At 40.6% G+C, this 14,456-nt stretch carries 13 protein-coding genes; 7 read left to right on the plus strand and 6 right to left on the minus strand.

Annotated elements, in window-relative coordinates; translation table 11 throughout:
• Positions 1-20 precede the first annotated feature (20 nt).
• The 5 genes from NLF92_RS02165 to NLF92_RS02185 are packed head-to-tail and all read left to right on the plus strand — an operon-like array spanning position 21 to position 5,122.
• Positions 21-2,060, plus strand: a complete 2,040-nt coding sequence (locus tag NLF92_RS02165; RefSeq protein WP_254098400.1) for a heme lyase CcmF/NrfE family subunit — start codon at positions 21-23, stop codon at positions 2,058-2,060.
• Positions 2,053-2,646: a redoxin family protein gene (locus NLF92_RS02170; RefSeq protein ID WP_254098402.1), complete on the plus strand. Its 594-nt coding sequence runs from the start codon at positions 2,053-2,055 to the stop codon at positions 2,644-2,646. The genes NLF92_RS02165 and NLF92_RS02170 overlap by 8 nt, the downstream gene beginning before the upstream one ends.
• Complete coding sequence (locus tag NLF92_RS02175) at positions 2,646-3,113, plus strand: cytochrome c-type biogenesis protein (RefSeq protein ID WP_254098404.1); 468 nt, start codon at positions 2,646-2,648, stop codon at positions 3,111-3,113. The genes NLF92_RS02170 and NLF92_RS02175 overlap by 1 nt, the downstream gene beginning before the upstream one ends.
• Positions 3,114-4,364, plus strand: coding sequence for a c-type cytochrome biogenesis protein CcmI (ccmI, locus tag NLF92_RS02180; RefSeq protein ID WP_254098406.1), 1,251 nt, complete (start codon positions 3,114-3,116; stop codon positions 4,362-4,364). It abuts the gene before it with no gap.
• A complete protein-coding gene (locus NLF92_RS02185; RefSeq protein WP_254098408.1) occupies positions 4,361-5,122 on the plus strand; it encodes an MlaA family lipoprotein in 762 nt (253 codons plus the stop codon). Before ccmI ends, NLF92_RS02185 begins: the two co-directional genes overlap by 4 nt.
• Before the next feature lie 324 nt (positions 5,123-5,446).
• On the opposite strand, the gene galE is transcribed toward NLF92_RS02185, so the two are convergent.
• The 3 genes from galE to NLF92_RS02200 form a co-directional block, all read right to left on the minus strand.
• Complete coding sequence (gene galE / locus NLF92_RS02190) at positions 5,447-6,466, minus strand: UDP-glucose 4-epimerase GalE (RefSeq protein ID WP_254098410.1); 1,020 nt, start codon at positions 6,464-6,466, stop codon at positions 5,447-5,449.
• Between the two features lie 164 nt (positions 6,467-6,630).
• Positions 6,631-6,918 (minus strand): DUF6170 family protein, encoded by a 288-nt coding sequence (locus NLF92_RS02195; RefSeq protein WP_254098412.1) that lies wholly within the window; start codon positions 6,916-6,918, stop codon positions 6,631-6,633.
• A 189-nt stretch (positions 6,919-7,107) separates the two neighbouring features.
• Positions 7,108-8,616 (minus strand): peptide MFS transporter, encoded by a 1,509-nt coding sequence (locus tag NLF92_RS02200; RefSeq protein WP_254098414.1) that lies wholly within the window; start codon positions 8,614-8,616, stop codon positions 7,108-7,110.
• Between the two features lie 227 nt (positions 8,617-8,843).
• Between NLF92_RS02200 and NLF92_RS02205 the strand changes: the two genes are divergently transcribed.
• Positions 8,844-10,187: a UDP-glucose dehydrogenase family protein gene (locus NLF92_RS02205; RefSeq protein ID WP_254098416.1), complete on the plus strand. Its 1,344-nt coding sequence runs from the start codon at positions 8,844-8,846 to the stop codon at positions 10,185-10,187.
• Positions 10,187-11,080, plus strand: a complete 894-nt coding sequence (galU, locus tag NLF92_RS02210) for a UTP--glucose-1-phosphate uridylyltransferase GalU (protein ID WP_254098418.1) — start codon at positions 10,187-10,189, stop codon at positions 11,078-11,080. The genes NLF92_RS02205 and galU overlap by 1 nt, the downstream gene beginning before the upstream one ends.
• 188 nt (positions 11,081-11,268) lie before the next feature.
• Here galU and NLF92_RS02215 read toward each other — a convergent pair whose 3' ends face one another.
• From NLF92_RS02215 to ppnN, 3 genes are all read right to left on the minus strand, one after another.
• Positions 11,269-11,586: a ComEA family DNA-binding protein gene (locus NLF92_RS02215; protein ID WP_254098420.1), complete on the minus strand. Its 318-nt coding sequence runs from the start codon at positions 11,584-11,586 to the stop codon at positions 11,269-11,271.
• Positions 11,587-11,775: 189 nt separating this feature from the next.
• The gene (locus NLF92_RS02220) at positions 11,776-12,783 is read right to left on the minus strand and encodes an isocitrate dehydrogenase (protein ID WP_254098422.1); all 1,008 of its coding nucleotides are present in this window, start codon (positions 12,781-12,783) and stop codon (positions 11,776-11,778) included.
• A 230-nt stretch (positions 12,784-13,013) separates the two neighbouring features.
• Positions 13,014-14,414, minus strand: coding sequence for a nucleotide 5'-monophosphate nucleosidase PpnN (ppnN, locus tag NLF92_RS02225; protein WP_254098424.1), 1,401 nt, complete (start codon positions 14,412-14,414; stop codon positions 13,014-13,016).
• Positions 14,415-14,456: the final 42 nt, after the last annotated feature.

The raw sequence follows: 14,456 nt of genomic DNA on the forward strand, positions 1-14,456 counted from the left end.
AGATTGAAAAGAGTATTGTTGTGATTGCAGAAATTGGAAATTTAGCGAGTGTCATTGCACTGTTGAGTGCGCTATTGTTAGCGATATACCCGCTTTGGGGGAGTTACACTCAGAACCAACTTATGATTTCCAGTGCAAAACCATTGGCTTTTGCGGTTTTCTTGTTTACCGGTATTGCATATGCCTGCTTGACGGCCAGTTTTTTACATGACGATTTTACGATTGCTTATGTTGCCAATCATTCAAACAGTTTATTGCCTTGGTATTATAAAGTGACTGCCGTATGGGGCGGCCATGAAGGCTCATTTTTACTGTGGGTGTTTATCTTTTCAGTATGGATTGTAGCGGTAGCTTTGCTCAGTAAAGGGATCCCAGAGGTCATGGTAGCTCGAGTCTTGGCTATATTAGGCTTGGTTTCAGTCGGTTTTTACCTGTTTATGTTGCTGACATCTAACCCATTTGTCAGTGTATTACCTTTTTACCCGGTGGATGGAGCAGACTTAAACCCACTCCTACAAGATTTTGGGATGATTATTCATCCACCTATGTTGTATATGGGGTATGTTGGATTTTCAGTCGCATTTGCTTTCGCTATCGCAGCATTGATTTCTGGTCAGCTTGATTCAACATGGGCTCGTTGGTCACGTCCATGGACCATAGCTGCTTGGTCTTTTTTGACGGTGGGTATTGCTTTAGGAAGTTGGTGGGCTTATTACGAACTCGGTTGGGGGGGCTGGTGGTTTTGGGATCCTGTTGAAAATGCTTCGTTTATGCCGTGGTTAGTTGGTACTGCATTGATGCATAGCCTTGCTGTTACCGAAAAACGCAAAGTATTTAAGTCTTGGACCGTTTTACTGGCCATTTCAGCGTTTTCTTTGAGTTTGTTGGGCACTTTCCTAGTGCGTTCAGGGATCTTGGTTTCTGTACATTCCTTTGCTGCTGACCCATCACGAGGTATGTTTATTCTCGGATTACTGGTATTGGTTATCGGTGGTTCTTTGCTGTTGTATTTTATTCGAGCACCGAAATTACAATCTAGAAGTACTTATGCGTTGAGTTCGCGTGAAAACATGCTCTTGGGTAACAACATACTCCTGTGTGCGGCGACGGTTGTTGTCCTTCTCGGGACTTTGTTTCCACTGGTCCACAAAGAATTAGGCCTGGGGAGTATTTCGATAGGTGCGCCATTCTTTAATCAAATGTTCACTTTGCTGATTGTACCGTTTGTTGTTTTTATGACGATTGGGCCGATTAGTCGCTGGAAAAAACAAGAGATTTGGGCATTGCGGACACAGATATTACAAGGCTTGGGGCTCGGTCTTGGCGCGGCTATCTTAATAGTCTTTAGTTTTGATACGATGAGTTATTTAGCGATATTAGGGATGCTATTAAGTGTTTGGGTACTTATCTCCACCATTCAAGAAGTCTTACAACGCATCAACGCCCAGCGCAGAGCCGCGGGAACGAATACCTTATCCACTAGCAGTGCCTTAAGACAACTTACGCGTTCTCATTGGGGTATGATTTTAGGACATGTTGGATTTGCAGTGTCATTAATTGGGATTACCCTCGTTTCCAATTTTGAAACAGAACGTAATGTACGGATGGATTTTGGTGATGAGTTTGTGATGGCCGGGTACACTGTGCAGTTTGATAAGGTTATTGTCGTACAAGGGCCAAATTATACGGCTGAAAGAGGTATTTTTGATGTGTATAAAAAGGGTGAATTTGTCGCTCATTTAGAGCCTGAAAAACGTTTTTATCCAGTGCAGTCAACTAATATGACTGAAGCTGGCATTCATTCAACTTTGACTCGAGACCTCTTTGTCGCACTAGGTGAACCGCTTGAAGAAGGTGTATGGTCAGTGCGAGCTTATTACAAACCTTTCGTTGTATGGATCTGGTTAGGCGCAGGGATCATGGCGCTTGGTGGTGTATGCTCGATTGCTGATCCGCGTTACCGTTTACAAAAAATCGCACGTTTAAAACAGCGCTTTAAGCAAACGGGTCATAACAATAAGGCACCCAAATCAGCAAATGAGGACTTAGCTAATGTCTAAACCTATTCGTTTTGTTTTGCCATTGGTCTTTTTTCTTGGGTTGACGTTTTTTTTATTTCAAGGGCTTTTTTCTGATCCTCGAGAGCGAGATGCCCAAACCCTCGAAAAACCAATGCCGGCATTTTCTTTACCTGATTTGATGGACCCAACCACCTTACACACTGAATCTGTTTTTTTAGGTGAGGTAACTCTGTTAAATGTTTGGGGAGTGTGGTGTGTCACTTGTAAAGTAGAATTACCTTATCTCACGTCCTTACGCAAAGAGGGTAAACGGATTGTTGGTTTGTATTATGACCAAGATTTAGATCCAGATTTTGGGACCAAGACTTTACAAAGAGTACAACAAGAAGTCTTGTCTACCACCGACAGTTTAGGCGATCCATTTGTTTTTAATATATTCGATGTATATCGTGATACTTCTCTAGATTTAGGCGTAACAGGTGCACCAGAAACCTTGCTGATTGATCAAAATGGTATTATCAGGGTTCATCATATAGGGGATGTTAATCCTCGTGTTTGGGAGCAAAAATTCGCAAAGTTGTATAACGAATTAGTGACAAACACACAAAATGGAGTAAAGGATTAATGGCCTCACGCAATGTATTATTGATAATCCTTCCATTATGTCTTTTGGGTATGCTTTTCACTAGTGCAGTTCATGCTAGTCGAGATGAGTATAAATTTGCGACAGAACAGCAACGTCAAGATTTTAAAAAGTTAACAGCGACTTTGCGTTGTCCTATGTGCCAAAATCAAAATATTGCAGATTCGGATGCGATGATTGCACATGATATGCGTCGTAAAGTTTACCAACTCATTACTGAGGGACAAACGTCAGACCAAGTGATTGATTTTATGAAAACTCGCTACGGTGACTTTGTGTATTATCAACCGCCAGTAACTAAAACGACGATCTGGCTCTGGTTGCTGCCAATTGTTGTATTATTTGTTGGGGCGTATCTTGTTTTTACTCGTAAACCTAGTACACCTGTTACCCAAGATGAGTCAGCAGCGTTAGCTAAGGCTGAAGCGTTACTAGAAGAGGATAAGTAAATGAGTATGTTTTGGATAGCAGCCATTTTGATGACTGCCGTGTTTGTACTCTTTGTCATATTTCCTTTGTTAAGACAGTCTGCAAAAGGTCATCAAGATGCATTTATTCTGTCTAATACGCGGTTGATTAAACAGCGTTTAGCTGAGCTGGATGATGAATTTAGTCAAGGTTTGATCTCTGAGAAGCATCGGGAACAGGCGCAAAAAGAACTTAAACTCGCTCTCCTAGAGGAGCAATACGCTCAAGATGAACATACCCGTAAGCATAAAACGCTGTATGTGGGTGTGTTAGTAGCAACGTTCGTCGTTTCTGGTGGCTTATATTGGCACGTCACTGAGCTACCAAAAGTACAAAAGTTGGCAAGTATCCAAGAGCGGATTCAAGCTTTGACAGATAAAATTATTGTCGGGAACGGCACTGACGTCACCCAACAAGACTTGTTTGATTTTGCATTAGCGATCCGCTCAAGAATTTCTGATGAGCCTGATGACGCAACTGGTTGGATGTTGTTAGGCCGAATTTATTCATCTTTAGAACAATACGAGCAATCCTATGCGGCTTTTGATAAAGCCTTGCTATTACAACCTGACTCAGTGGAAACCTTGTCGAGCTATGCACAAGCACTCATGATACCTAATCAAGTCAGTTACCTGAGACAGGCTGTGACGATTTTACAGCGTTGGTTGACTATCGAACCGGATAATAACAATGCTGCTTTAATGTTGAGTTTGACAGCTTCTCAGCTAAATGATTTAGCTATGACAAAAACATATTTTGCAAAAATAGAAGGTTTATTACCTGAAGATAATCCGGCAATCGTCCAACTGCGTAATAAGATTGCTGAGTTGGAGCGTTTAGCGCTAAGTGGAGAAGCCGACTTAGTGACAGGCTTTACTGTGACTATATCGGCTACGCAGCAGATCCTAAGTTCGTTAGAAGCTGAAAACCAGCTAAATCCGACAACGTTATTTGTGTTTGCAAGAGCAGCAAATAGTGCAAACAAAATGCCAGTTGCGGTACAGAAATTACCTTTAAATAAATTACCAGTAAAGGTAACTTTGACCCAGTCAGATGCCATGTTAGCATCATATACACTGTCTTCTGTAGCGGCAGTAGACTTGGTTGTTCGCTTGTCTTTTGATGAAGTTGTACAATCGAAAATTGGCGAGTACGAGGGGAGTATCTCCGTACCTGTGATTGCTGGACAAATTACTGAACATACCATTATTGTTGATAAGGAAATTAAGTGAGAAATACATTTTTCGTATTACTGTTAAGTACGCTATTTTTATCTGGATGTGCGAGTACCAATTCATCCGAGGACACCAAAAGTCAATATTCAGATCCTCGTGATCCACTGGAGAGTGTGAACCGTGTCATGTGGGATTTTAACTATGATGTACTTGACCGCTTTTTAGTTAAGCCGGCAACCAAAGGATACTTAGCGATCACGCCAAAACCGGTACGTACGGGGCTAATTAACGTCGTTGAGAACATTGAAGAGCCAGCGAATATACTCAATAATGCCCTGCAAGGTAAAGTGGATGGCATGATGACAAGTTTGGCCCGTTTTTTAGTCAATTCTACAGTGGGAGTCTTAGGTATTTTTGATGTTGCTTCTGCAATGGATTTGACGGTAAAAGAAGAAGATTTTGGACAGACACTAGGTACGTATGGCTTGGATACTGGTCCATATTTGATGTTACCTGCTAGAGGACCTACAGATATTCGTTCAACGACAGGAGATATTGTTGATGGCCTTGTCTTTCCAATGAATGTATTAAATAGTAATGTCACTATTTTCAGTTTTATTATCAAAGGGCTAGATGCTAGAGCGAATCTCTTGGAAAGAGAAGCTGCGTTGAATAATGCGATAGATCCTTATGGCTTTGTAAAGAACGCTTATTTTCAACAGCTTGAATTTGCAGTCAATGATGGTGTTATCGAAGAAGATGAAGAAGCTTTATTGGACGAATTTGATGATATCGAAGGCTTGTTAGACGAATAACATGGATGACTAAAATCGTCAAAATCTGAAGGTTAGTTAATGGATATTTGATGAAATGAGAACCTTTAAGGTCACGCTAGCTGAACTAGAGTTAGCGTGATTTTTTTGCAAGAAAAAGGCAAGCATTTTAATATCAGAGTATTCCTAATAGGTCATAAATACCCTATTATCAGATGTCTCAAGTCTGATAAAATCCGTCATAAAAATGCTGCTTTTTTAGGTATAGCAACTTGTGTATTCCTACATCCTTATTGGCATAGTCAAGTTTCCTCTTAAACTAGCGATAATGCAACTTTTATCGCTTATTCCCCATTAATTGCCATTTTAGCTCCCATAACCGTGCGGGTTTTGTGATTGCCAGCGCCATGTATCAAGACACATATCTGCCAGGTTTTTATGAGCTTCCCAGTCGAGAGTTTCTTTTGCATAACTCGGATCTGCATAACACGCGGCTACATCTCCAGTGCGTCTCGCTACGATTTTATAAGGAATTGTGACGCCACTGGCTGCACCAAAGGCTTTGACCATATCCAGAACACTATAGCCAGTACCGGTACCTAAGTTTACTGTCAATACACCAGGCTTTTTATCAAGTGCTTGTAGAGCTAACAAATGCCCGTTAGCCAAATCTTCTACATGGATATAATCTCGAACACCCGTACCATCATGGGTATCATAGTCGTTACCGAAGATAGCTAATTCAGCACGTTTACCTGTTGCTGTTTGGCTAATAAAAGGCATAAGGTTGTTTGGGATCCCATTTGGGTCCTCACCGATTTGACCAGAGGCATGTGCACCAACAGGGTTGAAATAACGTAATAACGCGATATTCCAAGAATTATCAGAAGCATACAAATCTCGTAAGACATGCTCTACCATTAGCTTTGAATGTCCGTAGGGATTAGTAGGTACCCCAGTCGGCATGGTTTCTTTTAGGGGCAGCGCTTGGGGATCACCATAAACAGTCGCCGATGAAGAAAAAACAATATTTTTTACGCCAAAATTATGCATTACGTGACACAAATTAATGGTCCCAAATACATTATTTTCATAATAGTTTAAAGGAGCTGAAACAGACTCTCCAACTGCTTTAAGACCGGCAAAATGAATAACGTGAGATATATTATGATTCCTGAAAATTTCTGCTAAATCATGATAGTTACGAATGTCACCTTTGACAAAAGTGATGTCCTTGCCTGTCAGTTCGCTTACCCGTTTCAATGATTCTGGAGATGAGTTACATAGATTGTCAATGACAACGACTTCTTGGCCGCTTTCTAGTAACTGTAAGACAGTATGAGAACCGATATAACCCGATCCTCCGGTAACAAGTATTTTGGTCACAACTACATCCTTTTAATTGTTTACTCACTTTTTAGTATAGTAAAGATTTTTGGGTATGTAGTTTTATCGGCGCTGTTATTGAATTTTTAACTTAGCATCATTGTGGATGAAGGTTTCGGTATGTCTGTTTTGATGATTTTATCATGCTAAAACAGACTTATATTTTATGATTCTTTTTTGATGTATTTGGCACATAAGGAATGTTGAATTGGTTTGACAATAAGAGGGTAGAGTAGCAGCACTAAAGCGGCCCACAAAAGAGAGGTCCAATCTTCAACCACTCGTAATATAAGCACAAATACAGGAACTAAAACGATGAGTTTTAATACATTAAAAATAGTTTTTTCAGGGATAGTCATTGCTTTGGCTGCCTCATTTAATAAGGTCATTCGCTCAAGCAAGGATTTGTCTTCTAAGCCTGGAATATTGCGAGTAGAAAAATAAAATTTCATGAAGTACCTATAATCATAAATAAGAGTTGTGTCTGTGAATAGTGACGTAAACGTAAAACCAGACATAAAAAGACCCACTTTTTTATAAAGTAGGTCTTTATTATACGGGGGAACTATATATTTAGTACATAACTAAGAATGAATACACCTTAACTGCAACATGATTAGCTATGTGCCTTTTTTGCTTACTTAGGCTTTTGCTTCTGCAATAGCACTTTTTTCTGCAGCGTCTTCCCAAAATTTTGTTTTGAAAGAAAGCAAGACTAAAACAATCCCTACACCGATACCAAACAAACTAATTTGCAAGTATAAGTTCGGCATTTGCTCAACGTTATTAGGATCAAAGTTACCTGATAATAATCCCGCAACTACGTTGCCTATTGAATAAGTTAAGACAAAAACCCCCATCATTTGACCAGCAAAGCGACGTGGCGATAACTTACTTACCGCACTCAAGGCCACTGGACTTAAGCAAAGCTCTCCGACAGTGTGTAGGAAGTAAGTAGCAACCAACCAGTATGGTGCAACTTTAAGACCCGATGCTGCGTATTGTGAGGCGAAAAACATCACAATAAAACCACTGGCCATTATGATTAGACCTAAAGCACATTTAACACTATAACTAGGGGTGATCATGCGTTTGGCAAGATTGATCCACAAAGCTGCAAAGAATGGCGATAAGATAATAATAAAGAATGAGTTAGCAGATTGGAACCAGGCTGTAGCTATGGCAAATGTGCCAATCATACGATCAGTATAATCACGACCAAATAAGTTGAGAGATGAACCGGCTTGTTCGAAACCAGACCAGAAACACGCGGATGCAACACAGATTAAAAAGAGTGCTCCCATACCTTTCTTTTCGTTGGTATTGAGGTTGCCTCGGAAGTAAATAGCACCAAAGTAAATTAAGAAAATACTACAAAAAATAACAGCAACGCTTTTCGCAACGGGTACAGGGTTAATAATCAATGTGCCTGACATCGTGGCGCCAGTCACGACAGCAACAATGACTAAGAATAAGGCAACGATACCCCAAGTACGTTTTTGGGCGGCAGGTGAAAGAGGTTGAATAGGACCATCCGCAACACCTTGTAAGTTAGGACGGGTTAAACGGAATTGCACTAAACCAATCGCCATACCCACTGCTGCAGCACCAAATGCATAGTGATAGCCCCATTCTTCTTGGAGGTAGCCACACACGGTGTAACCAATGACGGCACCGATGTTAATCCCCATATAGTAAAGAGTATACCCAGAGTCCCGACGACGATCTTCTGCAGAATATAACTGACCCACGATGGCACCAATATTTGGCTTTAACAAGCCAGTACCTAAAACGACAAAAATAAGCCCAATATAGAAGGAACTAGCCGTCGGGATAGCCAGAATAATATGTCCCAGCATGATGATAATACCACCATACCAAACTGCATTTTGCCCACCGATTAAACGGTCAGCTAACCATCCCCCAGGTAAGCCCATAAAATAGACGGCGCCGGTATATAAACCATAAATAGCACCCGCTGTGGCTACGGTTATACCTAAACCACCTTCTTGGAGAGAAGCCGTCATGAATAAGACTAGTAATGCACGCATACCGTAGTAGCTCATGCGCTCCCACATCTCAGTCATGAATAAAGTTTGTAACCCTTTCGGGTGGCCAAAAAAGCCTGTATCGATTGATTTTGTTGTCATTGTTATACCTGTCGACAGCTTGAAAACGAGTCATATCATAGTTGATTTAACAATAATGATACATAGTTTTTAGATATTGTTGATTTTTTACTCAAAATCTAGTGAAAAATGTCTCACTTTTTTCAATCCCGACTATCTTTAAATTATGAATACGCTGCCGATAGTATATGCATAAATTGCAATTAGAAATAACAACTAGTTAAACACAAATCATTTAAGGGATTAAAATGAAAGTAACAGTATTTGGGATTGGTTATGTGGGTTTAGTACAAGCTGCCGTTTTAGCTGAAGTAGGCCACGATGTTGCGTGTATCGATATCGATCAAAACAAGGTCGATGCTCTTAAACAGGGAATTATTCCCATTTATGAGCCAGGACTGACTCCGCTAGTCACAGCGAATTATGAAGCCAAACGCTTAGACTTCACTACTGATGCCAAAGCTGGTATTGAACATGGAGATGTAGTGTTTATTGCAGTTGGTACACCGCCGGATGAAGATGGCTCAGCTGATCTACAGTATGTTTTAAAAGTGGCAGAGACGATTGCAACGCATATGACTCGCCGTACAGTCGTTATTAACAAATCTACTGTTCCTGTGGGGACAGCTGACAAAGTCAAAGAACAAATCTCTACCTGTCTACGTGACCTGCAAAAAGACGTCGCTTTTTCTGTTGTTTCCAACCCTGAATTTTTAAAAGAAGGTGCAGCTGTTAATGATTGCATGCGCCCTGACCGGATTATTTTGGGTACGGATTGTGATTACGCAGAAAAGCGATTACGTGAATTATATTATCCATTTAATCGCAACAATGACCGAGTGATAAAAATGGATATTCGCAGTGCTGAGCTAACTAAATACGCGGCTAATTGTATGCTGGCCACCAAAATTTCATTTATGAATGAAATGGCTAATCTAGCAGAATATTTTGGCGCAGATATTGAAAATGTGCGTAAAGGTATTGGTTCTGATCCACGTATTGGTTATCAATTTATCTATCCTGGTTGTGGTTATGGTGGCTCTTGTTTTCCTAAAGATGTGCAAGCTTTAATCAGAAGTGCAACAGGAATTGGCTACGAAGCATCGATTTTAAAAGCCGTTGAAGATGTCAATTCTCGTCAAAAAGAGAAATTATTCGCTTATATGATGACGCACTTTGCTGGTGATTTACAAGGCAAAACCATTGCAGTATGGGGGTTATCCTTTAAGCCTAACACGGATGACATGCGTGAAGCCTCAAGTCGAGTTTTGTTGGAAAATTTATGGGAACAGGGTGCGATCGTGCAGGCATTTGACCCGGAAGCAATGGAAGAAGCACAGCGTATTTATGGTCATAGGGAAGATTTGAAATTAGTGGGTACAAAAGAAGCCGCCATTGTCGGTGCTGATGCGTTAGCTATTTGTACCGAATGGCAGTCTTTTCGGGCACCAGATTTTACCCATTTGGAAGCTACGTTAGCGCACAAAGTCGTCTTTGACGGTCGTAATTTGTTTGAACCAGAATTTGTCGCCGACTACGGTTTAGCGTATTATGGAATTGGTCGTGGATTATCAATAAAAGGACGTCATTAATGGGTCAAGTTACCAAAGCCGTTATTCCTGTTGCTGGATTAGGCACACGTATGTTACCGGCTACTAAAGCCATCCCTAAAGAAATGCTACCAGTAGTAGACAAGCCATTGATTCAATATGTAGTCAACGAATGTGTAGCTGCTGGAATCAAAGAAATCGTACTGGTTACGCATGCATCGAAAAACAGTATTGAAAACCATTTTGATACTTCATTTGAGTTAGAAGCTACCTTAGAAAAACGTGTTAAGCGTCAATTATTGGAAGAAGTGCAAGCGATTGTGCCCAAAGGCGTTACCATCATGCAAGTCCGTCAAGGTGTTGCAAATGGTTTAGGTCACGCGATAATGTGTGCTCATCCAGTTGTCGGTGATGCACCGTTTGCTGTTGTTCTTCCTGATGTGATTATGGATGACGTAGCCAGTAATTTACGCAAAGATAACCTTGCTGAAATGGTTTCTAAGTTCAATACCTCTCGAGTATCACAAGTGCTGGTAGAAGAAGTGCCAGAAGCTGAAGTGAATAAATTTGGTGTCGTTGATCTCGATGGTGCCAATTTAGCACAAGGTGAGTCAGCCAAAATTCACGGAATGGTGGAAAAACCTGATGTAGAAGATGCGCCTTCGAATTTAGCCGTGGTCGGTCGTTATGTATTATCAGAAAAAATCTGGGAACTGTTAGAGTTCACACCTGCAGGCGCCGGTGGTGAAGTACAACTTACCGATGCTATTGCGACGTTGATGAATTTGGAACAAGTGGATGCTTATTACATGAAAGGCAAAAGCCATGATTGTGGTTCAAAGCTGGGCTATATGAAGGCAAATGTTGAGTTTGCTTTGCGCCATCCAGAGTTAGGTGAAGATTTTAAACGTTATTTAGCAGATATGAACGGTTAAGTCGTGCATAGTTAATTCATACGTATTTACCGATTGAGTTAACCGTCTAAAAATGCTCAAGTCCATAGTAGACGATTCTAATTATTTTAGCATATCCATCACTATACTTGGGCTTTTTTATGGGTCAAATAACGCTTTGTAAACGTTAGCGCTTAGTACACGTTAATGCTCTAAGTCCTCGTTAATGCCTAGTAGACGGCGACCTTTTGTTTAATTTTTAAGAGTAATTTATCACTAATCCCTTTGACTTTTGTTAGCTGTTCAATGTCGGTGAACTCACCGTGGGCTTCGCGATAATGGACAATGGCTTGAGCTTTTTTCAGACCGATACCAGGTAACGTAGCAAATGTCTTTGCGTCAGCTTTGTTGACATCAATTTGGTCAAAGTTTTCCGTCACTACATGTACTTTTCCAGATAGGCCATTATCCATTTCTTCCCATGCGAAGCTTTGGACACTGAGCATCAGGAATGCTGAAAGACTGAATAGTTTGATATATTTTTGCATCATATTTTCCTCAAATAATACGTTTCAAAAGTAAAACGTATGTAGATTATGTCGGAAAAATTAGTACTTATTAGGACAGTTTTAGGAAAAACTAAACCGAAGTAGGGCGTTTAAGAATTGTTTTTAGGCATAAAAAAACCTGATAAGCAGTGATCATAAATCCTTACTTATCAGGTTTTATATTGATTTTTACAAACGCTCTAGTACTGCAGCAGTAAAATCAGTAGTACCGTGTTCACCGCCAAGGTCACGAGTAGTGCGGTCACCTGATTCGATGACATCTTTCAATGCCGTGCGAATACGTTCTGCTTTGTCACCCATTTCTAAGTACTCTAACATTTGGATAGATGCGAGAATAACTGAGGTAGGGTTCGCTAAATTCATGCCTGCAATATCAGGAGCTGAACCATGAACCGCTTCAAAAATAGCACAATCTTCACCGATATTTGCGCCAGGAGCCATACCTAAACCACCGACTAAACCTGCACAAAGGTCTGATAAAATATCACCAAATAAATTCGTAGTCACAATCACATCAAACTGGTGAGGGTTCATCACTAACTGCATACAAGTATTGTCAACAATCATCTCTGCCGACTCAATATCAGGATAACGTTCACCTACTTCACGTGCGACTTTTAAAAATAAGCCTGAAGTTGACTTTAAGATATTTGCTTTGTGCACGGCAGTCACTTTCTTACGACCTTCACGACGCGCAAGTTCGTAAGCAAATTCTACGATTTTCTCAGCACCTTCACGGGTGATGATACTTTTTGCTTCCGCTTCTGTACCATCTTCTGAGACAACTTGTCCTAAACCTGAGTACATACCTTGGGTATTCTCACGTACCGTGATGATATCAATATCTTCATATCGCGCTTTAGTCCCTTTAAACGATAAAACCGGGCGCACGTTACCGTATAATTTAAACTGTTTACGTAGACTAACGTTGATTGAAGTAAAACCTTCACCCACTGGGGTAGTTAAGGGACCTTTCAATGCAACTTTGTTTTTCGCGATAAGTTCTAAGGTTTCTTGTGGTAATAATTCGCCGTGGTTTTCTAAAGCCATCAGACCTGCATCTGCATAATCATAGGCAAAGTCACAACCGACTTTATCTAGGATTTGAGTGGCAGCATCAATAATATCTGGACCAATACCGTCACCTTTGATAACAGTAATTCTTTGCTGAGTCATTAAATGTCCTTGCTTAATAAAATGTAAAATAAAGTGGGTTTAAATGTTAAACCGCTAAACGCGCGCATTCTATCTTATGCTAAAGATATTCTCTAGAGATAAACAGGATAAATACGATGAAAGTAGTACACAAATGGTCGTATTTACACTATTTAAAATATGTCTGCGCCATTCTTCAAGTTTAGCATTGGTTCAGGTGGCAAGGCGTGTTTTGACCATTTATTTGCTGGTTATTCGTTATGCGTTTGCGCAATAATATAACAAGGTTCATATTGGGTGCCTGGCAGTTTCATGCGTCCTTGTGCAACGAATGCTTGTAATAACTTATCAAGCAGATTCATGAGTTTAGGCTCTCCGTTGAGTTGATAAGGTCCCTTTTGGGCGATATCCTGTACGGCCTCTGCTTTAATATTACCGGCAACAATTCCCGAAAATGCACAACGCAAGGTAGCTGCTAAATCACCGATAGGTTGTTCTAAATGTAAATCCAGTCCAGCCATATTCTCATGAGAGGGAACAAAAGGGTGTTGCATTGCACTAGGAATTTGGAGTGACCAATTGTAGCCATAAGAGTCACCAATATTACGTCTGGCTTGTTTGACATCTTGGTGTTGTTTGGCAAAAAACTGTCCCACAGCTTTGGGGTCATCGATAATAATCGTATATAGCTGAGTTGCTTTAAAACCTAGGGTGGCTTTGATGAAACTATCGAGTTCAATAAAATAGCTTTCACTTTCTTGAGGCCCGGTTAAGACTAGAGGGATTTTTTGCTGATGGTTTTCAGCTTGTAATAATACGCCTAGAATGTATAACAACTCTTCAGCTGTTCCTGCACCGCCAGGAAAAACAATGATCCCATGCGCAAAACGCACAAAAGCTTCCAAACGTTTTTCAATGTCAGGCATGATTATTAATTCATTGACGATTGCATTAGGTGGTTCAGCTGCAATAATTGACGGTTCTGTGATCCCTATATAACGTCCATTACTAACACGTTGTTTAGCGTGTCCAATTGCCGCGCCTTTCATTGGACCTTTCATTGCTCCTGGCCCACATCCTGTACAAATATTAAATTCTCTTAAACCGAGTTGATAGCCAACTTCCTTGGTGTATTGATATTCATGGGGACGGATCGAATGCCCCCCCCAACAGACGATAGTGTTTAAGTCTTCATTAGTAGAAATTGCATTAGCGTGGCGTAGCATATCAAAGACTAAATCAGTGCATTGCCCAGTCGCCAGCTGAGTACCACTATTTGATTTTTCTGGAGTGGTGAGCTGACAAACGCCTTGGGGGTATTTATCTTCCATGTACAATAAATCACGCATCACCGAAAATAGATGCTCATGCACCCCTGTAATTAACTTGCCATCCACAAAAGCTTGTGACGGTGGGTTTTCTAGTTCGATTTTAACGCCACGCTCTTTTCTGATGAGATGGATTTGGAAGTTCTCGTTATCCGACATTAATTTATGCATATCGTCAGTTTCTGCACCGCTATTTAACACAGCTAGACAGCAACGGCGAAATAATTGATAACGTTCAGGGTGATGTGATGCGGTCACAGATTTCATTTCTGATTGTGATAATTGACTCATCCAGCCCACTGGATTGAGTTGTACTTTATGCATTAAACGATTCCCTCAGTTAATCATGTCAGAAATGGCTTTGCC

The organism is Opacimonas viscosa, from assembly GCF_024199005.1.
Lineage (GTDB): Bacteria > Pseudomonadota > Gammaproteobacteria > Enterobacterales > Alteromonadaceae > Opacimonas > Opacimonas viscosa.

Excerpts from the sequence above, each read along its gene's own strand:
- NLF92_RS02170 (WP_254098402.1), top strand. The coding sequence starts at position 2,053 with ATGTCTAAACCTATTCGTTTTGTTTTGCCATTGGTCTTTTTTCTTGGG.
- NLF92_RS02175 (WP_254098404.1), top strand. The coding sequence starts at position 2,646 with ATGGCCTCACGCAATGTATTATTGATAATCCTTCCATTATGTCTTTTG.
- ccmI (WP_254098406.1), top strand. The coding sequence starts at position 3,114 with ATGAGTATGTTTTGGATAGCAGCCATTTTGATGACTGCCGTGTTTGTA.
- NLF92_RS02195 (WP_254098412.1), bottom strand. The coding sequence starts at position 6,918 with ATGAAATTTTATTTTTCTACTCGCAATATTCCAGGCTTAGAAGACAAA.
- NLF92_RS02200 (WP_254098414.1), bottom strand. The coding sequence starts at position 8,616 with ATGACAACAAAATCAATCGATACAGGCTTTTTTGGCCACCCGAAAGGG.
- NLF92_RS02205 (WP_254098416.1), top strand. The coding sequence starts at position 8,844 with ATGAAAGTAACAGTATTTGGGATTGGTTATGTGGGTTTAGTACAAGCT.
- galU (WP_254098418.1), top strand. The coding sequence starts at position 10,187 with ATGGGTCAAGTTACCAAAGCCGTTATTCCTGTTGCTGGATTAGGCACA.
- NLF92_RS02215 (WP_254098420.1), bottom strand. The coding sequence starts at position 11,586 with ATGCAAAAATATATCAAACTATTCAGTCTTTCAGCATTCCTGATGCTC.
- NLF92_RS02220 (WP_254098422.1), bottom strand. The coding sequence starts at position 12,783 with ATGACTCAGCAAAGAATTACTGTTATCAAAGGTGACGGTATTGGTCCA.
- ppnN (WP_254098424.1), bottom strand. The coding sequence starts at position 14,414 with ATGCATAAAGTACAACTCAATCCAGTGGGCTGGATGAGTCAATTATCA.